General features: G+C 64.6%; 24 protein-coding genes. 2 read left to right on the top strand and 22 right to left on the bottom strand.

The window, feature by feature from the left end:
• Positions 1-147: 147 nt before the first annotated feature.
• Positions 148-429 carry a glutaredoxin family protein gene (locus CH275_RS25095; protein WP_094680851.1) on the bottom strand — a complete coding sequence of 94 codons (282 nt, stop codon included), beginning with the start codon at positions 427-429 and terminating at the stop codon, positions 148-150.
• 228 nt (positions 430-657) lie between these two features.
• Here CH275_RS25095 and CH275_RS25090 point away from each other — a divergent pair, with 228 nt between their 5' ends.
• Positions 658-1,593 carry an HAD family hydrolase gene (locus CH275_RS25090; RefSeq protein WP_256991228.1) on the top strand — a complete coding sequence of 312 codons (936 nt, stop codon included), beginning with the start codon at positions 658-660 and terminating at the stop codon, positions 1,591-1,593.
• 18 nt (positions 1,594-1,611) lie between these two features.
• Here the strand turns inward: CH275_RS25090 and CH275_RS25085 are convergent, their stop codons facing one another.
• From CH275_RS25085 to CH275_RS25040, 10 genes are all read right to left on the bottom strand, one after another.
• Positions 1,612-2,100, bottom strand: a complete 489-nt coding sequence (locus tag CH275_RS25085) for a GNAT family N-acetyltransferase (protein WP_094681127.1) — start codon at positions 2,098-2,100, stop codon at positions 1,612-1,614.
• 26 nt (positions 2,101-2,126) lie between these two features.
• Positions 2,127-3,167: a lysophospholipid acyltransferase family protein gene (locus CH275_RS25080; RefSeq protein WP_094680849.1), complete on the bottom strand. Its 1,041-nt coding sequence runs from the start codon at positions 3,165-3,167 to the stop codon at positions 2,127-2,129.
• Entirely contained in the window at positions 3,164-4,327 is a 1,164-nt protein-coding gene (locus CH275_RS25075) for an NAD-dependent epimerase/dehydratase family protein (protein WP_256991205.1), read from the bottom strand. The genes CH275_RS25080 and CH275_RS25075 overlap by 4 nt, the downstream gene beginning before the upstream one ends.
• Positions 4,328-4,467: 140 nt before the next feature.
• The gene (locus CH275_RS25070) at positions 4,468-4,569 is read right to left on the bottom strand and encodes a 30S ribosomal protein bS22 (RefSeq protein WP_003402602.1); all 102 of its coding nucleotides are present in this window, start codon (positions 4,567-4,569) and stop codon (positions 4,468-4,470) included.
• Between the two features lie 206 nt (positions 4,570-4,775).
• A complete protein-coding gene (locus CH275_RS25065; protein WP_008713658.1) occupies positions 4,776-5,012 on the bottom strand; it encodes a helix-turn-helix domain-containing protein in 237 nt (78 codons plus the stop codon).
• Positions 5,013-5,139: 127 nt separating this feature from the next.
• Complete coding sequence (proC, locus tag CH275_RS25060; protein WP_094680848.1) at positions 5,140-5,955, bottom strand: pyrroline-5-carboxylate reductase; 816 nt, start codon at positions 5,953-5,955, stop codon at positions 5,140-5,142.
• Positions 5,956-5,973: 18 nt separating this feature from the next.
• A complete protein-coding gene (locus tag CH275_RS25055) occupies positions 5,974-6,831 on the bottom strand; it encodes a thioesterase family protein (RefSeq protein ID WP_094681125.1) in 858 nt (285 codons plus the stop codon).
• A gap of 22 nt (positions 6,832-6,853) precedes the next feature.
• The gene (locus CH275_RS25050; protein WP_094680847.1) at positions 6,854-7,696 is read right to left on the bottom strand and encodes a sugar phosphate isomerase/epimerase family protein; all 843 of its coding nucleotides are present in this window, start codon (positions 7,694-7,696) and stop codon (positions 6,854-6,856) included.
• A gap of 12 nt (positions 7,697-7,708) precedes the next feature.
• A complete protein-coding gene (locus CH275_RS25045) occupies positions 7,709-8,905 on the bottom strand; it encodes a Yip1 family protein (RefSeq protein ID WP_094680846.1) in 1,197 nt (398 codons plus the stop codon).
• Entirely contained in the window at positions 8,902-9,855 is a 954-nt protein-coding gene (locus tag CH275_RS25040; RefSeq protein ID WP_179276336.1) for a Ppx/GppA phosphatase family protein, read from the bottom strand. The genes CH275_RS25045 and CH275_RS25040 overlap by 4 nt, the downstream gene beginning before the upstream one ends.
• 78 nt (positions 9,856-9,933) lie before the next feature.
• On the opposite strand from CH275_RS25040, the gene CH275_RS25035 reads away from it, so the two are divergent.
• Complete coding sequence (locus CH275_RS25035) at positions 9,934-10,686, top strand: hypothetical protein (protein WP_179276371.1); 753 nt, start codon at positions 9,934-9,936, stop codon at positions 10,684-10,686.
• A gap of 68 nt (positions 10,687-10,754) precedes the next feature.
• On the opposite strand, the gene CH275_RS25030 is transcribed toward CH275_RS25035, so the two are convergent.
• The 11 genes from CH275_RS25030 to CH275_RS24980 all read right to left on the bottom strand — a co-directional run bounded on the left by CH275_RS25030 (position 10,755) and on the right by CH275_RS24980 (position 23,151).
• Complete coding sequence (locus tag CH275_RS25030; RefSeq protein WP_094680843.1) at positions 10,755-11,444, bottom strand: response regulator transcription factor; 690 nt, start codon at positions 11,442-11,444, stop codon at positions 10,755-10,757.
• Entirely contained in the window at positions 11,441-12,613 is a 1,173-nt protein-coding gene (locus tag CH275_RS25025; protein ID WP_094680842.1) for a sensor histidine kinase, read from the bottom strand. The genes CH275_RS25030 and CH275_RS25025 overlap by 4 nt, the downstream gene beginning before the upstream one ends.
• A 137-nt stretch (positions 12,614-12,750) precedes the next feature.
• Positions 12,751-13,506, bottom strand: coding sequence for a phosphoglyceromutase (locus tag CH275_RS25020; protein ID WP_094680841.1), 756 nt, complete (start codon positions 13,504-13,506; stop codon positions 12,751-12,753).
• Positions 13,503-14,645 carry a low temperature requirement protein A gene (locus CH275_RS25015; RefSeq protein WP_094681124.1) on the bottom strand — a complete coding sequence of 381 codons (1,143 nt, stop codon included), beginning with the start codon at positions 14,643-14,645 and terminating at the stop codon, positions 13,503-13,505. The genes CH275_RS25020 and CH275_RS25015 overlap by 4 nt, the downstream gene beginning before the upstream one ends.
• 140 nt (positions 14,646-14,785) lie before the next feature.
• Positions 14,786-15,154, bottom strand: coding sequence for a hypothetical protein (locus tag CH275_RS25010; RefSeq protein WP_256991204.1), 369 nt, complete (start codon positions 15,152-15,154; stop codon positions 14,786-14,788).
• A gap of 46 nt (positions 15,155-15,200) precedes the next feature.
• Positions 15,201-15,722 (bottom strand): DUF3558 domain-containing protein, encoded by a 522-nt coding sequence (locus CH275_RS30460; RefSeq protein WP_373453744.1) that lies wholly within the window; start codon positions 15,720-15,722, stop codon positions 15,201-15,203.
• A gap of 197 nt (positions 15,723-15,919) precedes the next feature.
• The gene (locus CH275_RS25000; RefSeq protein WP_441347270.1) at positions 15,920-17,119 is read right to left on the bottom strand and encodes a lipase family protein; all 1,200 of its coding nucleotides are present in this window, start codon (positions 17,117-17,119) and stop codon (positions 15,920-15,922) included.
• 65 nt (positions 17,120-17,184) lie between these two features.
• The gene (locus CH275_RS24995; protein ID WP_094680838.1) at positions 17,185-18,936 is read right to left on the bottom strand and encodes a CocE/NonD family hydrolase; all 1,752 of its coding nucleotides are present in this window, start codon (positions 18,934-18,936) and stop codon (positions 17,185-17,187) included.
• Entirely contained in the window at positions 18,933-20,141 is a 1,209-nt protein-coding gene (locus tag CH275_RS24990) for a lipase family protein (protein WP_094680837.1), read from the bottom strand. Before CH275_RS24990 ends, CH275_RS24995 begins: the two co-directional genes overlap by 4 nt.
• A gap of 107 nt (positions 20,142-20,248) precedes the next feature.
• Positions 20,249-21,700, bottom strand: coding sequence for an MFS transporter (locus CH275_RS24985; RefSeq protein WP_094680836.1), 1,452 nt, complete (start codon positions 21,698-21,700; stop codon positions 20,249-20,251).
• Positions 21,697-23,151, bottom strand: coding sequence for a condensation domain-containing protein (locus tag CH275_RS24980; protein ID WP_094680835.1), 1,455 nt, complete (start codon positions 23,149-23,151; stop codon positions 21,697-21,699). Before CH275_RS24980 ends, CH275_RS24985 begins: the two co-directional genes overlap by 4 nt.
• Positions 23,152-23,268: the final 117 nt, after the last annotated feature.

Below are 23,268 nucleotides of genomic sequence, written 5' to 3'. Positions count from 1 at the left end.
CTCCTCGTCCGAACGGCGTCGATGCCGGTCTTCACGCTGATCCTGCGTTCGTGTCTATTTCACGAATGCTGTTCACACCACGGTAACTGCTTGTGAACGAATGAACAAAGTTGCGCACACCGGCCCTCACCTGCACACAGAGAGCAATCACACGTTCTTAGGGTGCCCTGCCCGGACGAGATCGGCCCGCAATCGAGGCACGTCCACCTCCCAGTAACTGTGTTCGATGCCGTCGAGCAGCACCACCGGCACTCGGTCGCCGTACTCCGCACGCAGGTCAGGCGATTCTGCCGCCGCCTCGTCGACGTCGACGACGGTGACGGTCACGTCGAATTCGCGGCACACCGCGCTCAGCACGTCGAGCGCGTGGGTGCACGAATGGCAGCCGGCGCGGGTGAGAAGTGCCACGCCGTCGGGGGTCGTCTGCATCCGTCCACTGTGACACGGGCCCGATGGAGACGAACGTCACACGTGCACGCCGCTGCGCGAACACCGAGCTCCCTGCGCAGAGCGCTGTCCCGTGCCGGTGCTGTCGGGCTCCACCGCTAGGCTGCGGGGGTAACCGAGTGGCCTGCAATTCAGTACTCGAGTGGGAGGTGGACCGAAGTGAGTGACGGGGGACGCGACCTGCCGATCGAGGACACGCCCGATATCGACATGGTCGATACCGACGATCCACGCGGGGACAAGCAGTTCAAGCGTCGCATTCGCAGGATTCGCAATCCGTTCGGTCCGTCCGACGCCGAGGTCCGCGCCAATGTCGCAGGCGAGGCCAGTGCCGACGCCGCTCTGGCGCTGCAGATCGAATCCGAGGGTGCGATTCCGCGGGACCTCACTGCGGCAGCGTTCTTCGACGTCGACAACACCATGGTGCAGGGCGCGTCGATCATCCACTTCGCTCGGGGCCTCGCCGCCCGCAAGTACTTCACCAGCGGTGACCTTGCCCAATTCGCTTGGCAGCAAGTGAAATTCAGGGTGAGCGGCAAGGAGAACAGCGAGGACGTGGCCAGTGGCCGCGAGAAGGCGCTCTCGTTCATCACCGGTCGTCCCACCTCGGAGCTGACCAGGCTCGGCGAGGAGATCTACGACGAGATGATCGCCGACAAGATCTGGGCGGGTACCCGCGCTCTCGCTCAGATGCACTTGGATGCAGGCCAGCAGGTGTGGCTCGTCACGGCCACTCCCCTCGAGCTGGCGCAGATCATCGCCAAACGGCTCGGGCTGACCGGTGCGCTCGGTACCGTCGCCGAAAGCAAGGACGGGGTGTTCACCGGCCGTCTCGTCGGCGACATCCTGCACGGCATCGGCAAGGCGCACGCGGTGCGCTCTCTGGCTGTGCGTGAGGGCCTCAACCTCAAGCGCTGCACGGCATATTCGGACAGCCACAACGATGTCCCGATGCTCTCGCTGGTCGGTACCGCCGTGGCGATCAATCCCGATACCGACCTGCGTGAGCTGGCCAAGAATCGCGGTTGGGAAATTCGCGACTACCGCACCGGGCGCAAGGCCGCCAAGATCGGCGTTCCGACCGCGTTGGCGTTGGGCGCGGTGGGCGGTGGACTGGCCGCGGTGATCGGCCGACGCAAGGCCTGATCCACCGGCGCTGGTGAGTCAGAGCGTCAGCTGCATCAACGTCAGGTCCAGCCACCGACCGAACTTGACGCCCACCTGGGGCATCTGCCCGACGGTGACGAACCCGAGCTTCTCGTGCAGCGCGATCGACGTCGTGTTCTCGGATTCGATGAATCCCACCAGCACGTGCACGTTGCCCGCGCGTGCCCGCTCGATCAATTCGCTCAGCAGGGCACTGGCCAAGCCCCGACGGTAGAAATCCGGATGGATGTACACCGAGTGCTCGACCGAGTGTCGGTAGCCGCTCTTGACCCGCCACTGCGCGTACGACGCGTATCCGGCCACCCGGCCGTCGACCTCGGCCGTCAGAACGGGGTAGCCCGCGGCGATGCGACCCTCGAACCAGGCTGTGCGATCGGCGAGGTCGACCTGCTCCTCGTCCCAGATGGCCGTGGTGTTGGCGACCGCATCGTTGTGGATGTCGAGAATCTCGGGCAGGTCGGCAGGGGCAGTGTCGCGAATATGCACCGCCACACGATAGCCCGACGGGCAGGCTATCCCAGAAAGACGTTGCGTCTCTTGGCAAGCAGTCGATACAGCGTGTGCTGAATGGTTTCGCGGACGTGGTCGGTCAACTCGAACAGCACCATCGGATCCTCGAATGCGGTGGCGTCGTACGAGTCGGTGTGGATCGGCTTGCCGAACTCGATGTACCACTTGGACGGCAACGGGATCAGACCCAGCGGGCCGAGGTGCGGGAAGAACGGCGTGACCGGAAAGTACGGCATGCCCATCAGTCGTGCCAACGGCGTGATGTCGCCGATCTTGGGATAGATCTCTTCCGAGCCGACGATCGAGCACGGAATGATCGGTGCACCCGTTCGCAGGGCAGCCGAGACGAACCCGCCTCGACCGAAGCGCTGCAACTTGTAGCGCTCACTGAACGGCTTCCCGATGCCCTTGAAGCCCTCGGGGAACACCGCGGCGACCTCACCGGTACGCAGCAGGCGCTCGGCATCGGGATTGCATGCCAGCGTGTGCCCGGCCTTGCGCGCGATCGTCCCGACCCCCGGCATCTCGAATGCCATGTCGGCGGCCAACATTCGCAGCGGGCGGTGCGCCGGGTGGTGATCACGCACGGCGACCGAGGCCATCAGTGCATCGACGGGCACGACACCCGCGTGGTTGGCGACGACGAGCGCTCCACCGTCGGAGGGGATGTTCTCGATGCCCTTCACTTCGACACGGAACCACTTGTCGAACAGAGGCCGCAGCAAGGGCAGCCAGATCGCGTCCGCGAAGTGCGGGTCGTATCCGAACTCGTCGACGCTGTAGTCACCGGCCAGCCGCCTGCGCACGAACTCCGCAACCGAGGAGATCTGGTCGACGACGGTGGTCTTGGTGTCGTCGATCATCGACAGCAGTGGGGCCGGTATCGCCGACGCCATCGCCGACGCGTCGGCCGGGGCCGGGTCGAGGAGCGGCGTCGGCTCACGCGGATCGGTGTAGGAGGAGGGGTGCCGCTCACGCGAGCCCTGGGACGCGCGGACGGAGCGGCCACCGTGCAGTGGAATCACTTTGGCCACGTCGCTCACCTGTCCCCTCCCGAACTGTGCACCGTTTCCGAACTACGCAACGTGTCCGAACTACGCAACGTGTCCGAACTACGCAATGATGCCAGTGCGTGCGCCGTGGACGCACCCGTGTCGACCGCCGCGAGCAGTCGTTCCTCGACGCTGTCGACCCACTCGGTTCTGATGACCGGCCGCAGCGCTGCGCCGCGAACGAAATCGTCGAATGCCTGAACCGTAGTCCACCGGGGCTCGAAGCCGAGGACCGAGCGCATGCGGGTGGTGTCGAGGCCGCATCCGAAATGGAAGTAGTCGAGCTGCTCCATGGTGAACTCACGCATCATGCCGCCCATGAGAGCGCGGCCGACGCTCTTGAACAGCGGAAACGGAACCGGCACCTGGATGCGGCCTGCGCGGCGAATCGCCTGCGAGAGCATGATCGTGCCGTCGGCTCCGATGTTGAACGTCCCTGCGGGTCCTCCGATGGTGGCGCGCTCGAGTGCGGCGAGGGCGTCTTCCTCGTGCAGCAATTGCATACGCGCGTCGCGGCCGATGATGCTCGGAATCAGCGGCGAGGTCATGTACCGGGAGATGGTGCCGTTCAGTCGCGGGCCGATCAGCGGTGCCATGCGCAGTATCGACACCGCGATGTCGGGTCGCCGTCGGCCCAGTCCACGGACGTATCCCTCGATGTCGATGGTGTCCCGCGCGTACGCACCGTGCGGTGGGCGTCGGGCACTCATCTCCTCGGTGAACTTGGCCGGGTCCTTGGCACTGCAGCCGTACACCGACGACGACGAACGCAGCACCACTTTCTCCACCGTCGGCGACTTCTGGCACACCGCGAACAGCTGCATCGCACCGATGACGTTGAGGTCTTTCATCGTGGCGCGGCCGCCGGACCTGGGCGGTTTGGCCACCGTGGCGGCATGCACGACGGTGTCCACGCCGGCATTGCGAATCACTTTGCCGATCAACGGGTTTCGAATGTCTGCGCGGACGAACTCGGCACGCCCCATGCGCCGGAGCAGATCCTTGCTCGGTGACTTCGCGTCGACGGCGATCACCCGCTCGATCTGCGGATTCTGGGCGAGTCGAGTGACGAGGTAACCGCCGAGGAATCGGCTTGCCCCGGTCACCAGAACCACTCGGGGCGCGGCTACCCCACGATCGCTCGGACTCACTGCGCACCCCCAACATCGGTTCCCGTCCAAAGCCTACTGGATGGGCGGGCTCGAGTGAGGTCGAGAAGCAAAGCCCGCCTTCGAACGAAGGAGGCCCGCCACGACGGTGACGGGCCTCTTCGTGAACAGATGTCGGCAGACTACTTGCCGAGTTTCCTGCGCTGCACGCGGGTACGACGAAGCAGCTTGCGGTGCTTCTTCTTCGACATGCGCTTGCGACGCTTCTTGATCACTGAACCCATGCGGGTGTCCTCACGTTCTTCTCTAGCGTTTTCGCGCACGCCGTTTGCGTACGCCTACCTGACAACCAAGCCCTCGCGGGCTGCGGTCACCGAGCTGGCGCTGGGGCCACGTACTCGCCCACGGCTACACACCGGCTGGCTGGCACGACGAGCGCCAATCCTACCGGTGTGAGCCGGAACTTACGAAACCGGCCCCGCGTGCACTACTAGCCTGCGTCGAAGTACGAGGTCTCGAGATAGTCGTGGACCGCCTTGGCGTGCACACGAAAAGATCGACCCACCCGTACAGCGGGCAATTCTCCGCCGTGCACCAGCCGGTACACGGTCATTTTCGAAACCCTCATCAGCGTCGCCACTTCGGCGACCGTGAGGAACTGCGTTCCGGCCAGAGCCGGTTGACCGTCCGGGGACGAACCCTTGGACGGCTTGTTTATAGACGCCATCAATCCACATACCTCCGGCACGTCTCATGCGGCAGGCTTCCCCTCCTGCCGAACAGACACGCACGTGCTGCCCCCGAGCCTATAGGGACAGATGGGGTTACTGCGACGGGAGTGGGGAAAAGATTTTTCAATCTGCTGTGATGCCCATCTCAATGGATCGGGCGTTGGCAGCACCGAGAGCGTCGAAAAACGCTGCTCGGAGGCCGTTTCGCTCCAATTCACGCACCGCTGCGGCCGTCGTTCCGCCCGGCGAGGTCACCGCGTATCGGAGCTCGCTTGCGCTCTGATCCGACCGATCGAGCATCGCACCGGACCCCACCATGGTCTGAGCCACGAGCGCCGACGCCACCTCGCGCGTCAATCCCAGGCCCACTCCTGCGTCGATCATGGCCTCTGCCACCAGGAAGAAATAGGCCGGACCCGACCCGGATACCGCAGTCACGGCGTCGAGTTGATGTTCCTTGACCACGACCACCTTGCCGACGGCCGAGAGGATCGAACGAACCAGTTCCAGGTGCTCGGCGCGGGCGTACTTCCCCGGTGCCAGCACGCTGACGCCCTCCCCCACGAGCATCGGGGTGTTGGGCATGACCCGGACGACCGGGAATCCGGCGGGGAGCTTGGGCTCGAACTTCGCGGTGGGGACGCCTGCGGCCAGCGAGACGATCAGTTGTTCGCGCTCGCCGTCGAGCTCGATCTTGGTGATCTCGGTCAACGCCTGCTCGACGTCGGCCGGCTTGACCGCCAGCACGATCACATCGGCACCCTCGGATGCGTCGGCGACGGCGGCGGTGAGCACACCGAATTCCTTCGCGATCTCCTTCGCGCGGGTCTCCGACTTCTCGGCGACCACCAGATCGCGTACCGCGTGGCCGGACTCGAGGAGTCCCGCAATCAACGCCTCGCCGATCCGTCCGCCGCCGATCACTGCAATTCTCGTCATGCGGCCAAGCCTGCCATGTCAGTTCGAGCGCGGCACCATCGCCAACTGTCTGCTCTGCACCACAACGGCGCCGGTCGAGTCCAGCACCGTATGGTCCTCCTCGAACCAGGTGCTGCCGATGACCGTGCTGGTCGCGGCCACACGCAGCCACCCCGGGGCGGGACGGCGCCGCAGGTAGGTGGTCAACTGCACCGTCGGAGCCCAACCGAACATTCCCCGGTTCATCGTCACCGGAGCCGAGATGTCCCCGGTCATCAGTGCGAACAGCACGGCGGTATCGACGTCGGCCTCGTCGCCCGCGAAGGGACGCACCCACAATCTGATCTCCGCCTCGCCCTTCGCACCGGTCAGAAACGACGCCGACGACGCGTCGATCCGCATCTCACAGCCCTTGGCGACATGCACGATGGACGCCATCGGATGATCGCCGGCAACAGCGAGGGTCTCGGCGGGAGGTTCGACGGGCATCGACACCAGCGACGTCGGAGTCTCGTGCTGCGGTTCGTCGGAATCGACATACCCGAGGGTGACCACCGCCCGCACGGCAACGCGTCCGGCCTGGGTGAGTTCGACGTCGACGATGCAGACCTGACGGCCACGCTTGCGCACCACCGTCGCCAACTCCACCTCACCGGGATCGGGCGCGGCAAGGTAGCTGACACTGACGGCCAGCGGCTGCATGGCGGCCTGCTCGGGAGCGGTACCGACGATGTGCCGGCGCGCCGCGGCGGCACAGACGGCGAGCATCGCGCCGCCGTGCACCTTGGGGCCGATGGTCCAAGTGGAATCGATCGCACCTGCGAACGACGCGGTGTCGGCGTCGACGTCGAGCGTGGTGAGGGTCGTGGCGGCCTTGAAGGGGCTGGTGGAACTCATTCCGGACAACTTACCGGCGGCCTCAGGACAGGTGTGCACGGGCGAACTGCAGCGCCTGGTCGAGCATCGACGAGCGCTCGGGCACCGTGCGCGCGTTCTGAGTGTTGATCTCGATGACCGCTTGGCCCCCGAAGCCGCGGCGCACCAGTTCGGTGCACACCTCGACACACGGCTGGCTGCCGTGCCCGGGGATCAGATGTTCGTCGACGGACGCACCTCGGCCGTCGGCCAGATGCAGGTGTGCGAGACCCTCGCCCATCCGGTCGAGCATCTCGAGGGCGTCCGAGCCCGCGGTGGCCGTGTGCGAGAGGTCGAGGGTGTAATGGTCGTGGCCGACGTCCGTCGGGTCGTACGACGGCGAGAACGCCGACAGGGCAGCCCCGGGACCGCCTCGTCGTTCGAGACGCTGTGCGGACTTCTCCTTGCGCCCGAAGAAGCGGTCGGCGCGCATCGGGAACATGTTTTCGACCGCGACGACCACGTGGGTGTCCGATTCGAGTTCGGCGACCTGGTCGGCGAAGCCGTCGCTGTACTTGCGTTGCCAGCGGAACGGCGGATGCACGACGACCGTAGCCGAGTCCAGCTTCTCGGCCGCCTCCACCGAGCGGGCCAGTTTGGCCACGGGATCCGATCCCCACACCCGCTGCGAGATCAACAGGCACGGCGCGTGGATCGCCTGGACCGGCATCGAGTACTCCCGTGAGAGCGCGGCCACCGCGTCGACGTCCTGGCTGACCGACTCGGCCCACACCATCAGTTCCACGCCGTCGTAACCGAGCTCGGCCGCATACCGAAACGCCGCCTCGGTGTTCTGTGGATACACCGACGCCGTGGACAGCCCGACCCGAATTCGCTTCGCAGCCATCGCCTGTCCAGCTCAGCCGGTACTGAGCTGGAAGGCGAGCGGACCGAGCGTCACGAACACACCCACAGCGATCGCGATGACGATCGATATCAGATCATCGGTGCGCCGCAGAATTCTCACCACCGCGACGAGACCGACAATGACCAGCACCGACAGCACCAACGCGACCCACGGCAACACGTCCCACAGTTGCTCGAAGCCCTTGAACAGCAATGCGCCGACGACGATCGCCACCACGGCCTGGCCGATGAGCACCAACCACTGTCGGACGGCACCGCCCTTGCCCTTGACGGCAGACGCGCGGCGGCCGGATCGAGTAGCTGCAACGGCACTGTCGGCCTCGGTGTCCGACGACCCGATGTCCGACGACCCGGTGTCCGACGACTCGGTGTCCGATGGTGCCCCGGTCGACACCGCAGCGGTGTCGTCCTTCGTACCGGTCCGGGCCTCGGTCTCGACGAGACCGGCGGCCTTCGCGGCAGGAGCCGTGGCCGCGGAAGTCGACGTGGGCTTGCCTGCGGGAACGGATGTGGTGTCGTCGGTGCGCGCGATGCGCGGGGACACCGCAGTCTTGGCGAGGTCGTCGACGTCGATCAGCGCTGCACGCGGAGTGACGTCGGTGTTCGGCTCGGCCACCTCGACCTGGCGCGGCGCGGTGAATCCTGCGGGCTTGCGCTTCCGTCCCTGTTCGGCCGCGGTGGATCCGTACGGCTGCCGATCCGGTGGCGTCGCGGGTGCAGACGGGCGATGACCGCGCTCGGTGTCGTCGTGCGACCGGTTCAGCAGGTCACCGGCGACCGTGGTGGAGCCGGACAGCAGTTCCGGCTCGGGTTGCTGCTTCTCGCGCCTACCAACCGGCTGGAACGGAGCCGGGCGCGCGCTCTGCGGCCGGGCCGGTTGTGAGCGTGCGGACAGGAATGCAGGAGCCTCGTCGTTCGCCGAATCGTCGTCGTCGGCCTCGGCCCGAACAGCCACCGGCGTCTCGGGCTCGGACACCGCCGAAGCAGGCGTGGCGACCACCGGAGCGCTGCGGCTGCCGGGCTCGTCGCGCACGACGGGGATTTCACCGGTCAACTCGGCGACGGAGATGCCGCCCTTGACTCCTCGGCGACGGCGTCCACCTGCACCGAGGTTCGTCTGCTGACCGTTGCGTGCCAGCAGTTCGGCAACCGAGATCTGCCCGGTGTCTTCCGGATTGGCATCGCTCATCTCGAACTCCCCACCAGATCGCCGTCGGTTTCGGTGTCCAGCTTCCTCAAAATCAAACCTTCCCTCAGCGCCCACGGGCAGATCTCGAGTGACTCCACCGACAAAGCCCGCATGCTCGCCTCCGCTACCAATGCCCCGGCCACCAGTTGTGGTGACCTGTCGGCGCTGACGCCTTCCAATTCTGCACGGTCGGCGGCCGTCATCCGCGATATGAAGGCTATGAGTTGCCTCAAGCCACTCGCGGTGAGCGTCCGCGTCACCCTCGGACCGGCGACGGAGGGCGCTGCGCCGGTCAAGCGAGCCAACGAACGGAATGTCTTCGACGTTCCCACGGCCCGGTCGGCATCGCCCGCGGCGAGCAGTTCCTTGGCGGGCGTGGCCAATTCCGCATCGAGCCAGTCTCTGAGCACCGCTATGCGCCGCTTGCCGGGTGGGTCCTCGTCCAGCCAGTCACGGGTGAGGCGGCCGGCACCGAGCTGCAACGAGAATGCGACGTCCGGATTCTCGTCGCTTCCGCTCGCCAGCTCGAGCGACCCACCGCCGATGTCGAGTCCGAGGATGCGGCCCGCACTCCAGCCGTACCAGCGCCGGACCGCGAGGAACGTCAGTCTCGCCTCGTCCACGCCGGACAGTGTCTGTAGTGCGACCCCGGTTTCGGCGAGTACCCGAGCGAGTACGTCGTCGGAGTTGTGGGCGTCGCGCACAGCGGACGTGGCGAATGCCATCAGTTCACTGCAGCCGGATCGGGTGGCGATGGCGGCGAACTCACGAACCTCGTTCACGAGGCGATCCGCGCCCGCAGGGGTGATGTTGCCGAACGCATCGGTGTTCTCGGACAGACGCAACGTCGCCTTGCTCGAGCTCATCGGAGTCGGGTGAGCGCCACGATGAGCGTCCACGACAAGTAGATGCACCGTGTTGCTACCGACGTCGAGCACCCCTAATCGCACAGGTCCACGGTACTGGGTCTAGCGTCGTGGTTTGTGACAGCAGGTCGTGAGCAGCCACCGTTCGCTGCAGAGGTCGAGATGGATTTCCCACGAGAATGGGTCGAATTCCCAGATCCCGACAATTCGGAACACCTCATCGCCGCCGATCTGACGTGGCTGTTGTCCAACTGGACCTGCGTCTTCGGCACTCCGGCGTGTCAGGGAACCGTCGAGGGGCGCCCGGACGACGGGTGCTGCTCACACGGCGCGTTCCTGTCCGACGAGGACGACAAACGCAAGCTCGACGAGTCGGTGAAGTTGCTCACCCCACAGGACTGGCAGCTGATGGACAAGGGTCTGGGCAAGAAGGGATACGTCGAATACGACGATCTCGACGACGAGCAGTCGCTGCGCACGCGCCGCTACAAGGGTGCGTGCATCTTCCAGAACCGTCCGGGATTCGAGGGTGGAATCGGGTGCGCACTGCACTCGATGGCGCTACGCAAGGGCATCGAACCACTCGAGGTCAAACCCGACGTGTGCTGGCAGCTGCCGATCAGGCGCACCCAGGACTGGGTGACACGACCGGACGGCTCCGAGATCCTCAAGACCACCATCGGCGAGTACGACCGACGCGGCTGGGGCGAGGGTGGTCTCGATCTGCACTGGTACTGCTCCGGCTCCCCCGACGCGCACGTCGGCTCGAAGCAGGTGTTCGAGTCCTACAAGCCCGAGTTGACCGAACTGCTCGGCAAGGCCGCGTACGACGAACTGGCATCGCTGTGCAAGCGTCGCCGCGGTCTGGGCCTGATCGCGGTCCATCCCGCCACTCGTGAGGCGCAGCGTCGATAGAGCGGCTGCGCCGCACGTGCACGAAACCTCGTAGCCCACTACGAGTTTCCACTCACATGCCGCAGGCTCTATCCCTCGAGTTTGTAGCCCAGTCCGCGCACGGTGACGAGATGTTCCGGCTTGGCCGGGTCGGCCTCGATCTTCGAGCGCAGGCGCTTGACGTGCACATCGAGCGTCTTGGTGTCGCCCACGTAATCGGCTCCCCACACGCGGTCGATCAACTGTCCGCGGGTCAGCACACGGCCGGAGTTCCGCAGCAGGTACTCGAGCAGGTCGAATTCCTTGAGCGGCAACGTGATCTGCTCGGATCCGACCATCACCACGTGGCGTTCGACGTCCATGCGCACCGGGCCGGCTTCGAGCACTCCGGTGTCGAGCCCACCGTCGACCTCGGCGTCGGAACCCCGGCGCAGAACCGCACGGATGCGGGCGATGAGTTCACGCGCCGAGTACGGCTTCGTGACGTAGTCGTCGGCACCCAGTTCGAGGCCGACCACTTTGTCGATCTCGCTGTCGCGCGCGGTGACCATGATGACGGGAACGCCTGAGCGCGAACGCAATTGCTTGCACACGTCGGTTCCGCTCATGCCGGGGAGCATGAGGTCGAGCAGCACGATGTCCGCTCCTGCGCGATCGAATTCCGCGAGTGCCGACGGTCCGTCGCCGACGACCGTGGCCTCGAAGCCTTCCTTACGGAGCAGGAAGGCCAATGGATCGGCCAACGACTCTTCGTCTTCCACGATCAGAACGTTGGTCACTGATTCTCTCTTTCTGTAACCGAAGCGTCGTCTTCTTCTTCGAAGTACGCAGGGATCTGGAGGGTGAAGGTGGATCCGGTGCCCAGCTTGCTCCACAGCGAGATGCTGCCGTTGTGGTTCGCTGCGACGTGTTTGGCGATGGCCAGGCCCAGGCCCGTGCCGCCGGTGGCCCGCGATCGAGCTTTGTCGACGCGGAAGAATCTCTCGAAGACGCGTTCCTGGTCGCCCTTGGCGATGCCGATGCCGCGGTCGGTGACGGCGAACGCCACGTTGGAGCCGCGCAGTGCCCGGCTGACCGAGACGGGCGAGCCATCGGAGGAGTAGGCGATCGCGTTCTGAATCAGGTTGGCGAGCGCGGTCACCAGAAGAGCTTGGTCTCCGAGTACTTCGAGGCCGCTCGGGTGGTCGGTGGTGACGGAGATCCCGGCGTTCTCGGCGGCCAGCTTCGACCGGTCCATCGCTTCGTTGACGACGGTGTCGACGTCGACGACCTCGAGGTCGGGCAGCTTCTCGGCACCCTGCAGTCGCGAAAGCGCGATCAGTTCGGTGACCATGTTGCCCAGCCGCTTGGACTCGGCGACAACCTTGCCACCGAAGTGCCGGACGGAATCGGGATCGTCCGCGGATTCGAGCAGCGCCTCGGCCAGCAGGCTCATCGCGCCGACGGGTGTCTTGAGTTCGTGGCTGACGTTGGCCACGAAGTCCCGACGCGTCGCTTCCATCCGGACCTGCTCGGAATCGTCGTCGGCGAACAGCACCACGAAGCGCTTGTCTTCCTTGCTGAGCAGACGCGCGACGCAGCGGACGGCGATCTTGTCGCGGCCGGTTCTCGGGTTCTTCGAGCTGAGGTCGACCTCGACGGGATGTCCGTCGGCGAGGACCTTGAGAACCGCGTCCCAGGCCCGATCGTCGATCAGACGGTTACGCACCAGGCCCAACTCCTCGGCGCGCGGGTTGAACAGCACCACGTCGTGAAATTGGTCGACGACGGCGATCCCGCTTTCCGAGGCGAGCACGATCAGGTCCAGTACCTGCGACATCGTGAGGCCGGAGGTGGCCCGGCGTCGCTCGGAATGCCGAGTGTTGAGGTACGGGATCAGAACACCGCCGACGAGGTATCCCACGAAGGCCGCGGCGATAGCCAGTAGTACGGCCGATGCAACACTCACACCGGAATCGTACGTTCGATGGACAGCTCACATACGCAGGGTGCAGGCATTTCCCTGGTCGTCATAGTCCCCGTCGGCAGTGTTCTTCGATCGTTCACCTGCAGTTCCGACAAAACGTCGGTTCGGGCGAGGCGGAGTTACTTACCACCCTGGTTTGCCACGGCAGCTGCGCCTGCGGCCGCTGCTTCGGGATCGAGGTAGGTGCCGCCCGGGTTGGTGGGCTTCAGCTTCCCGTCGACCTCCTCCAGGTCGTACTGCAGCGGGATGCCGGTGGGGATGTTCAGTTCGGCGATGTCGGCGTCGGAGATCTCGTCGAGGTACTTCACGAGCGCGCGCAGCGAGTTGCCGTGTGCGGCGACGAGGACGGTCTTGCCTGCCTTCAGATCGGCGACGATCGTCTCCTCGAAGTACGGGATCAGACGCTCGACGACGTCGGCAAGGCACTCGGTCAGCGGAACGCTGTCCAGGTCGGCGTAGCGCGGATCGGCGTCCTGGCTGTGCTCGCTGCCGATCTCGATGGGCGGCGGCGGGGTGTCGTAGCTACGACGCCACAGCATGAACTGCTCGTTGCCGTACTTGTCCTTGGTCTCGGCCTTGTTCAGGCCCTGCAGCGCGCCGTAGTGCCGCTCGTTGAGACGCCAGTCGCGAACAACGGGAATCCAGTGCCGATCGGCAGCGTCCAGTGCGAGGTTGGCAGTGCTGATCGCGCGACGCAGCAGCGAGGTGTACAGCAGGTCGGGCAGGACACCCGCCTCGGCCAGGAGCTGGCCTGCGCGCTTGCCCTCGGCCTCACCCTTCTCGGTCAGTCGCACGTCCACCCAACCGGTGAACTGGTTGGACGCATTCCATTCGCTCTCGCCGTGACGAAGCAGGATCAGGGTTCCGATACTCATGTGGTCAGTTTCTCATGCTCCACGTCTCTTGGCCTGCGTGCGACCAGGACTGCGACGACGACGATCATGACGACGGCGGTGAGGGTGATCGGGATGGGAATGATCGGGTCGAACAACACGAGTAGGGCACCCAGCGGAACTGCGATGTTGACGATGCGGTCCGCGTGGGCGCGAATAGCGATCAGCCAGACCCCGAGGACGAATATCGCAATCGGCACCGTGACGGTGAACGACGCGGCGACGTCGCCGAGCTTGCTGTGTTCGGTCAACACGTCGATCTCGACCTCGATGCCGGCCGAGAACGCACCCGCTGCCGCGAAGATGAAGTAGTGCGCGTAGCCGTAGACCACCGAGTTGCCGAATTGGCCGATCGCTCGGTGATGCGGGGGCCAGAAGTAGATCCACCACAGGCTCGCGGTGACGACGAGAGTGAGGACGGAGATCGAGATCAACGGTGCCAGGGCGGTCTCGTCGTGGATCGCCTCGATGATCGCATTGGCCGAGGCGAGTAGGGATTCGCCGAGCAGAATCAGTGTGAACAGTCCGTAGCGTTCGGTGATGTGGTGGGGATGCCAGGGTGTGGTGCCGTTCCGTTCGGCGATCAGCGGCACCGACATCTCGACGCCTGCGAGTACGACGAACACGATGACGGCTGGGGTGCCCTCGAGCAGCAGGGCCCAGAGAATCCACAGAACCTGCACCCCCGCAATGCCTGTCGCGTAGGCCAGCGCAGTCTTTCTCAGTTCGGGACTCTTCGAGGCGCGGATCCATTGAGTCACCATCGCCACGCGCATCACCACGTAACCGAGCACCACGATGGCGAAATCCTGGTCCACGAACGCCGGTTCGATTCCGGCGGCGAGTACCAGGACTCCGGCCATCTGCACGACGGTCAGCGCGCGGTACAGCCAGTCGTCGTTGTCGAATGACGTTGCGAACCAGGTGAAGTTCATCCACGCCCACCAGATCGCGAAGAACACGAGTGCATAGCTGAGCAGACCGTCGACAAGGTGGTTCTCGGTGAGCGCGTGATGGAGTTGCACCGCTGCGATACTCACGGCCACCACGAACACCAGGTCGAAGAACAATTCGAGCGGGCTCGCGGCCCTGTGCGGTTCCTTGGGATCACGCGGTCGCATCGGCACCAGACGAGCTGCGAAGTTGTTCACGATCGCAGACTAGGTCATCCGATTCGTCAGTGTTGTCTCGATTGTGTTGCCGGAGTTGGTTCATGGACATTTCGGACATGTTCGACGGGTGGCGCGATGGTTTCCCGGACCTACTCCCCCAGAGTTGCTCCGATATCGCTGACCCGAGCTCCCACACTCCGATCGACCTCTTCGGTCTCGACGAAATAGCGACGGAACACCGATCGCATCAATTCGATGACCTCGATGTGCTGACGAATGGACACAGCCGCCGAACGCTCTTCACCATCCGCAAGTCTCTTGAACTTCGCACCCAACTGCTGAGCAGAAGGAAGAGTGCCGAATGCGCGGACGTCGACCAACCACTTCGTCTTCTCCAGCATCAACTCGAGATGCAGTATGTAGTCTGCACACACTTTGTCGCACTGGAACGCGACGCCCTCCGGGATTTCCAGCTGACCCGACTCAGCCTGCGTGGCCAATTCCCGCCACGTCAGCATCGCAGTCCCAAGCTCATTCGGACCTGAACTCACAAGCTGCCCCTGACTATCGGTTCGACGGTGGCAACGATGAACGGAGCGCACTTCCAAGCCGTTCGACTTCGACACATGGATCGCCCCGAGGCTCTCTCGAAGCCCGCCCGTCGAGAATGAAGTAGACAATTCCCCCAACTACTTCGTACGCGATACCGCAGCTGACCTCCTCGTAGTTCGCAGTTCGCTGGAACTGCACGGCCCCGGCGCTGTCGACCACGGTGAAGTCACCGAACTGATCGTTTCCCTCCAGATACGCGAGATCGTGGTCCGAGGAGAACACTCCGAGGAAATACCAGGAGCCTGGGTCAGGGTTCCTCCAGGAACAGATCATCCAATCGGTGGAGATCGGCCTGTCTCCGACCAACGTCGACGTCTTACTCTCCACATCCAGTCCCGCGGCCTCGACAGCACTGTTGGGGATGGTGCACGGATCCCACGGCTCACTCGGTACCGGCGCAGTAACCACCGACGTCGGCGAATCCGCCACGGGCGCGCTCGACGTCGAGTTGCCACATCCGGCGACCAGAACCATCACCGCGGCCACACCCGCCACCGTCCACCGAGTTCTGCTCACATCTGTTCGACGCATCGAACATCGCGTCGGTTCCACCGATCACAACAACCTCACACCCCTACTGACGACTGCGCGCCCCCGCTCACTTCAGAGCAAGGGCGCGCAGTCGTCAAAGAAGGTGTGAGGTCGTGGAACCTACGTGGCGCGTCCGGTGACTACGCGCAATTCGACGGTGCCGGCTCACCTCGGAATCGCGCGTCCACGTAGGCGTACGCCTCGGGCAGTCCGACGAGCGATCCGCTGAAGTGCTCGGCAAACGGGTAGGCCCGGAACTGGACGGTGGCACCGGCTGCGCAGTAGCGATCGACCGTCTCTTTCACCGGCGCGAACGGGGTGATGAAGTCGTTGATTCCCTGCCACATGTACACCGGGGCCGTCGGAACGCCTTCGTAGTCGACGAGACTGTTCTTCTTCAACACCGCCTGAGCAGACGGCAGCGATGCGATGTCGACGTTCGACAGATCCCGCGCGCTCTTGAACGCTCCGCCGATGATGATGGGCCGCCTGCATTGGTTGCTCACCTGATCTCGCAATGCCAGACCCGCCGCGTTGAGGTTCTCCGAGACGGGGAACTCGGTCGGGTATTCACGTTCGAGTCCCAGAGATGCCGCCAGCGCCATTCCGAAGGCGGGATGCGGAATCGGGCTGTAGCCCAGGTTCTTTGCGATCAGTTCCAGGTCGGCCGGAATTCCGCCCTGAACGCTGGCCACGATGTTCAACTCGGGGGCGTAGGTAGGTGCCATTGCGCCGGCCCACGATGTCGCCAGGGCGCCGCCGGAGTAACCGAGCAGAGCGACGGGGCTGTCCTTCAGCGGCAACTGCTCGAAGTTCTGCACGGCCCGAACGCCGTCGAGTGTCAAGCGGCCTTCGTATTCGGCAGCGCCGTAGGCACCGTTGGGCCCGAGGTAATCCGGAACCGCGACAGCCCAACCACGAGCGACCATTCCCAGATACAGGCTGGGAGCTTCACCGATCTCGTACGTGAAAAGACCATGCGACGGTGCACATTTGACACCCAGAGCGTTGATCACTGCTTGATACGACACGAGCGGCGTTCCCGCACCTCTGCCTCGGGGCATGAGCACGGTGGTCACTGCGGCAACGGGAGCCCCGGCCGAGTTGGTCGACCGGTACTTGAGCTGCCAGATGTCGGTGTTGGGATACATCCATGCGTCGGCTCGGCGGCTGGCGAGGATGTCACCCGGCGCGTGATCGGCTATGTCTGCCGGTGCCGCGTAGAAGACGTCCGGATCGGGAATTGTCGGCGCGGGAGCTGCCGAAGCTATTGCGCCCGTGGTGAACAGGGACGCACAGAGGGCCACCAGAATGGAACCCAGGGAAAAGAATTTTCGGATCACGGCGAGCCTTTCGGAGATATCTGATCGAAGTGTCACAGCACTGTTTTCATGGCACGGTTTTGTCATGTCACGGTGGGCAAGGAGAGTTGGTTGATCCGGTCGGTCGAGGAGACGGTGACGTCCGCCGGGCCGGGCCCACCGGCGAAGGAGGGGTCCGATGCCGTGATCTCGAGGGCGATGCTGTGTCCACGGTCGAATCGGTGGACGATGCTGGGCAGCGAGATCGTCACCGGGTCCGAGGATCCGGTGAGAACGGCGGGTGCGACGAGTCCGTGAATCGGACTCCGCGCACCGTTCGGTGCAACGTCGAGCACGGTGACGTAGACCGTCGCGGGCCCGGACACCGTGGGGTTGATGGACAGTTCCGGTGCGCCGACGACGTCGACGGGTTCGTTCAGCGGCGCGGTTGTCCAGGCCGCGACGGAACCGGGTATCGAGACCCGAGGAACGGGAACCTCAGCGGCAATGCTCGGAAGCCCCAAGGTGGTGTGCGTCGACGATCCCGCATCCCGAATCGTCTGTGTCCATGCGTTGTTCGAGGCGACACCTTCGGACAATGTGCCATCGGCCAAGTCGAATGTGCGCCTGGCACCGACAGGAAATGTGTCCGATTCTTCGTAGGCCGGTGACGCGACGCCGCTGTAGGGCACCCAATCCCGGAAATAGGTGAATGCCGGCCCTGGGTCGACGTCGCGATCCTTGAGGTGTCGGTCCAGCCAGTTGCCCACCAGTGCCGCTTCGTGCTGAGTGAACGGGTCGGGAGCCTTGATGTCGAACTCCCCCGGATACCCCTTCCGATCGTTGTGTCCCCACGAGTGCCAGATCATGGACGTCTCGACGCCACGCGAACGCAAGGTCTCGTAGGTGGCGGCCGCCTCGTCGAGGCTGAACAACGAATCCTTCTGGCCCTGCGTGAGCAACACCGGGACATCGACGCGATCGAGATAGTCCACGGGTGAGACGTGACGCATCGCCTCGAGAGTGGCCGGCTCCGGTTCGCGATTGGCAGCGAAGGCGGATGCAGCGTCGCACACCCACTGGGCGTAGTTGGGGCAGCCATCGGCCCGCGCCGGATCGGCCGCATACCCGCCCGGCCCGGTGAGGATGGCACCGGCCGCGAGAAAGGCAGAACCGAAGACGCTCTTGACCGGGCCGACAGACCTGCGCCCGGCTCCGTCCGGTGCCATGGAGCGAGCCAGATCGTTCCACGTGATCATCGACGCGACGGTGTCCAGTCGCGGATCCACCGATGCCGTCGCCAATCCCGTTGCGCCGGCGTAGGATCCGCCGAGATACCCGACGCGCGGATCGTCGGGGCCGTCGAGCTGCACGACATCGAGGGCCGGTGCCTGCTTCGTGCGCGCAGGATCGAGGAACGCTCCTTCGTTGTCGCCGGCCAGATAGCCGATGAGGGCGGAGGCGGCGACGCCGTCGAAGTCCGGATCGGCGAAGTAGATCTTGCACGTCGAACCGCCGAATCCGAGCGCCGAGTACGACAGCACCACGTAGCCGTGGGTCGCGAACCTCGCCGCGGCACCGGCTTGGTCGTCCTTGGATCCGCCGAAACCGTGGCTGGTCAGGATTGCCGGAGCCCGGCGATCGGGTCCGAGATCGCTAGGAACGTAGATGTCACCCACCACGGTGCAGTGCTGATCTCGCTCGGGACCCACTGCGACATCGAAATATCGGGTCTGGACCGAGAAGTCGCCGAACGATTGCGGGGCCAGCACCGGAAGCTCCGCGGCGTGAGCGGGTGCCATGGCCACGACCAACGCGGTCGTGGTGGCACCGACGACCGTTGCGAATCCCCTCATCGGAGGCAGTTCGTCGGCGGCGCGACATCCCGAAACCTGTTGTCCAGGAATGTGAGCGCGGCGGGCAGACCCTCGAATGCCGCCTGAATGTGCTGCGGGGCATGAACGACGTCGAACTGCAGTGTCGCCCCGCTCGCGCAGTACCGCGCAGCAGTGTCCCGCAACGCAGCGATGGGAATGAGCGGGTCGTTGTCGCTACCCCACAGAAGCGTGGGTGCGGTGGGAACGCCCGGATACTTCACCAAACTGTTCTCGTCGATGATCTGCTGTGCCTCCGGGCTGTCCACCAACGACGTATTGGTCGAGACCGCCAGTGCGCTCTTGAAGGCTCCGGTGGCAAGAATCACCGGTGTGCACGCATTCGAGACCTGATCCTTCAACGCCAGACCGGTGGGATTGAGCTGAGCCGTGATCGGTAGACGGTCGGGGTACTCGCGTTCGAGTCCGATCGCCGCGGCAAACGCGAGCCCGAATGCCTGGTGCGGTTGGAAGCCCAACGCGCGAGCGATGTTGTCCAGATCGGCCGGCACCCCTCCGGCTGCGGCACCGACGATGTTCAGCTCGGGTGCATAGCTCGGAGCGAGCGCCGCGGCCCACGCCGTCGCCATTCCACCACCCGAGTACCCGGCCATTCCGACCGGACTGGTCGACAGTCCGAGTTCGGGAACACGCTGCGCGGCGCGGATGCCGTCGAGCGTGATCTGACCGCCGAGCTTGGCTGCGCCATAGGCACTCTTGGGGCCGAGGTGGTCCGGGACTGCCACCGACCAGCCACGCATCAAGGCCAGGTTGAGAAATTCGCGCTCCTGCACACCGGTCGTCGGATCGGCCCCGAACAGTGATTCCGATGGCGCGCATTGCAATCCGAGAGCGTTGACGAACGGCTGATACGACAGCAGCGGCCCACCGGGTGCGCGGTTCGCCGGCGCCAGCACGGTCGTCACGGCAGCGATCGCGTCTCCTCTGGAGTCGGACGATCGGTACTGGATCTGCCAGATGTCGGCGCCCGGGTACAGGGGACTCGAAAAGCGTCTGTTCGCAACCACATCACCGTTGTTCTTGCCGGTCAGGTCCGCGGCCGCCGCATAGAGCGTGCCGGGCACCGGTGTCGGATCGGTGGGCGCAGCCGATGCGTGAGGTGCAGTGACGAACAACATCGACATCAGTCCGACGGCGGTCGTCAGGGTCAACAGGGTGCGGCGCATGATGAAAGCTCTTCTCGATTTCCTCTGGACCCGGGCCGTTGGTCGAACCGGGGACTGTCTTGCGTCATTTTTTTCGGGTCGATGCTCGTCGTTCGACGGACTGCCGGTCACGGCGACCTCTGGGGCGTCGTCACGGCCTCTCGCACGTGTTCGGTGACCACTCGGTCGCCTCGTGGCAATGCCATCGCGACAGCAGTGGCCACGGCCATGGTCGCTGCCAGTCCGAACAGCACGTTCTGCTGTGCGGCCAGATGATCGGATGCAACGGCCTGTGCGGGGAGCATCGCGAAATACACGGCACCGGTGACCGCAGTACCCACAGCCGACCCGACCTGTTGGACCGTCGGCATGATCCCCGACGCAGAACCGATGGCGTCGGGGCTCACCCCGGCGACGATGGTGCTCTGCAACGGAGCGATCACCGATCCCAACCCTGCCCCGACCAGAATCAGTGGGATGGTCAGCGACCACGGAAAGCCGGGCCGATCGAGGTGGTCGGCGGCGCTACCGAGGACGAACAGAGATGCTCCCATCGTCGCCGCACCTACCGCTACCACACGAGAGTCCCAGCGCCGGAACAGTATCGGCGCGGCCAGTGACGCCACGACGGCTCCGAGCGCGAAGGGGATCGTGATGGCTCCCACCGTCGACGCGCTGTCACCGAGTCCGGTCTGCAACGTCACCGACATCGTCAGAACGAATCCTGTGAAAGTGGCGTACACCAGCGCAGAGACGACGCAACCGTAGGTGAAGCCCCGCTCGGCGAAGATGCGGGTATCGACCATCGCATGTGCACCTGCCGCAGTCCTGTGCCGTTCCCACACGGCGAACACGGACAGTAGAACCAGCCCGATGCCCATAGCGGGTGCTGCAGCCATCAGGCTCGAGCTCGTCATGATGGGGTACACGATCAGCACGGCGCCCATCGACCACAAAGCAACCCCGATCGGATCGAATCTGCCACCCGACCGTTTCTTTCCTGAGCCGGCGCAGACGTACCTACGGCCGAGAACTATCGCCGCTGCTGCGATCGGTACGTTGATCAGAAATATTGCCCGCCAACCTGTTCCGAGGATATCGAGGTGAAGAAGGACCGCACCGACGGACGGCCCGGCCAGACCGGCGATCCCTGCGACGCCACCGTACAAAGCGAACGCGGTGGTACGCCGTGCACCGGAGTACGCTCCGGTCACGATGGCCACGGTCTGGGCCGACATGGCCGCGCCCGCAACCCCTTGCAGAACGCGACCGAAGATCAGCAGCTCGATGGTGGGTGCGTACGCGCACAGCACCGAGGTCGACGCGAACAGCGCAGTGCCGACGACGAACGTGTTTCTACGCCCGAACACCTCACCTGTTCTCGCCATCGTGAGGAGCGCGCACGCGAATGCCAACAGATACGCCGCTGGCACCCAGACTTGCTGTGCGCCGGTTCCGTCGAGGTCGGTGGCGATCGTGGGCAGCGCAACGGTGACGGCGGTGACGTCGAGCATCTGCATCGTGACTGCCAACAAACAGGCGCACAGCGTCATCCACGAGCCGCTGCGTCGGAGCGTCATACCCTGCTGACGTCCGGAAGCTCGCGCGCGAAGGTACTTGCGTCGGGGACCTGCGGTACGTAATCGCCCGATTCGACCACGGCGGTGAAGATCTCGAAGATCTTGGCGAAGTAGAGATCGATCGAGCGATCTGCCTCGTCGGTTCCCGGGTACAGAAATTCCACGCCGGTGTGATCTTCGAATCGGTTGATCCACATGAAGACCTCTTCCGAGCTTCCGCGGTTTCCGTACAGCCCGGCCCCGGCCGCGTCGAGTTCGGCTTCACCCGGCAGCTTTCGGACGTCGACGTACGAGATCATCGGGGCAGTCCAACCCGGTTGGGTGGTGATTCCGTGTTCCGGACCGACCAATTCGAGAACTCGGTGGTAGGAGGTGTTCGCCAGCAGCTTCCCGGAGTCGAATGCCTGCTGAGCAACGACCGCGAGGCCGAGGAAAGTCGGTTGCGAACCCAGTTCGAACTTCACGGGAACGAGACTCGAGAACCATCCGATCGAGGCGAATTCGCCCGGCAGAGTTCGAGTGCTCTTGGGCGTCAGACCCAGGTAGCTGTTTCGGCCGGCCAACTCGTATTCCGCCAAGGCCGCCGCGGCGAAGATGCCTCCGATGAACTTCGCCCCCACTCCCGCACATGCCTCGTCGACCGCCTGGGCCTTCGCGCCGTCGAACAGTGGAAACGAGCTGTGCGACGTTCTGGTGTAGTCGACACTGTTGCGTCCCAGCGGAAGTGGGAACGTCGGAAGGTCGCCTCCGTTGTCCGTCACCAGGTCGATCCAGGTACGCACGGCCGCGGACTCCAGGGTCGTGGTGTCGCTCTCGGTACGCTCACGCGTGCAGTACTCGACGTAGCTGCCCGGGGTGAACAGTCCGTCGGACTCCCCTGTCACCGCGTTGCGATAGAGCTGTCGCAGTTCGTAGTACGTCAGCGCCTGTGAGATGCCGTCGGTGTCGAGGTGATCGACCGCTGCATACACCACGAAATGGTCGTCGTGCTCGATCGTCCCGAAGGAGAAGCAGTCCCAACTCTCCGGACCAGGGGTGGTGTCCTCGACGTGCCGACGGATGTCGGCCGCATCCGAGGGCATACCGAAGGCAGTCGCCTCCAGCGCGATGTCGTCGACGTCGACGACGTGGCGCACCGATCCGGTCGACGTCGTCTCGAACCAACTCGAGAACGAATCATGGCGCTTGACAAACGTATTGAACGCTCGTCCCATCGCCGCAGCGTCCAACTTTCCTTCGATGCGGAACGTGACGAGGCACAGTCGGGAGAAGCGGAAGGACGATCCTCGGTTGCGGTATGCGGCCTCGAGGTATGCCTGCTGTATGTGCGAGGGGCGTGCCGGGTGGACGGGTGCAGCTGCGGCAGCGGCCCGTGAAGCGTCGGTAGGCGACCACGTGGTGAGGAGTCCTGGAGTGGGCTCCCACTCGTCGATGAGTCCGAATGCAACCACGACACAACCTTTCGAAGGGGAAGAGATACGACGCGACACAGTGAGGTGCGTCGGAGGGGCCAGTGCATCATTCGAGCGAGACGGAGAACACCCCACGGCCCGGCATTTTGGAAAATC

Source organism: Rhodococcus sp. 06-235-1A, from assembly GCF_002258785.1.
Lineage (GTDB): Bacteria > Actinomycetota > Actinomycetes > Mycobacteriales > Mycobacteriaceae > Rhodococcoides.
Note: the sequence above shows the minus strand (reverse complement) of the source record. Positions and strands in the feature narration are given on the sequence as shown.

Coding starts and splice junctions, on each gene's coding strand:
- CH275_RS24995 (WP_094680838.1), bottom strand. CDS start 18,936: ATGAGGGGATTCGCAACGGTCGTCGGTGCCACCACGACCGCGTTGGTC.
- CH275_RS25010 (WP_256991204.1), bottom strand. CDS start 15,154: ATGCTGACGTGGCGGGAATTGGCCACGCAGGCTGAGTCGGGTCAGCTG.
- CH275_RS30460 (WP_373453744.1), bottom strand. CDS start 15,722: ATGGTTCTGGTCGCCGGATGTGGCAACTCGACGTCGAGCGCGCCCGTG.
- proC (WP_094680848.1), bottom strand. CDS start 5,955: ATGACGAGAATTGCAGTGATCGGCGGCGGACGGATCGGCGAGGCGTTG.
- CH275_RS25020 (WP_094680841.1), bottom strand. CDS start 13,506: ATGAGTATCGGAACCCTGATCCTGCTTCGTCACGGCGAGAGCGAATGG.
- CH275_RS24990 (WP_094680837.1), bottom strand. CDS start 20,141: ATGCGCCGCACCCTGTTGACCCTGACGACCGCCGTCGGACTGATGTCG.
- CH275_RS25090 (WP_256991228.1), top strand. CDS start 658: ATGGTCGATACCGACGATCCACGCGGGGACAAGCAGTTCAAGCGTCGC.
- CH275_RS25035 (WP_179276371.1), top strand. CDS start 9,934: ATGGATTTCCCACGAGAATGGGTCGAATTCCCAGATCCCGACAATTCG.
- CH275_RS25050 (WP_094680847.1), bottom strand. CDS start 7,696: ATGGCTGCGAAGCGAATTCGGGTCGGGCTGTCCACGGCGTCGGTGTAT.
- CH275_RS25065 (WP_008713658.1), bottom strand. CDS start 5,012: ATGGCGTCTATAAACAAGCCGTCCAAGGGTTCGTCCCCGGACGGTCAA.
- CH275_RS25045 (WP_094680846.1), bottom strand. CDS start 8,905: ATGAGCGATGCCAATCCGGAAGACACCGGGCAGATCTCGGTTGCCGAA.
- CH275_RS24985 (WP_094680836.1), bottom strand. CDS start 21,700: ATGACGCTCCGACGCAGCGGCTCGTGGATGACGCTGTGCGCCTGTTTG.
- CH275_RS25015 (WP_094681124.1), bottom strand. CDS start 14,645: ATGCGACCGCGTGATCCCAAGGAACCGCACAGGGCCGCGAGCCCGCTC.
- CH275_RS25070 (WP_003402602.1), bottom strand. CDS start 4,569: ATGGGTTCAGTGATCAAGAAGCGTCGCAAGCGCATGTCGAAGAAGAAG.
- CH275_RS25095 (WP_094680851.1), bottom strand. CDS start 429: ATGCAGACGACCCCCGACGGCGTGGCACTTCTCACCCGCGCCGGCTGC.
- CH275_RS25055 (WP_094681125.1), bottom strand. CDS start 6,831: ATGAGTTCCACCAGCCCCTTCAAGGCCGCCACGACCCTCACCACGCTC.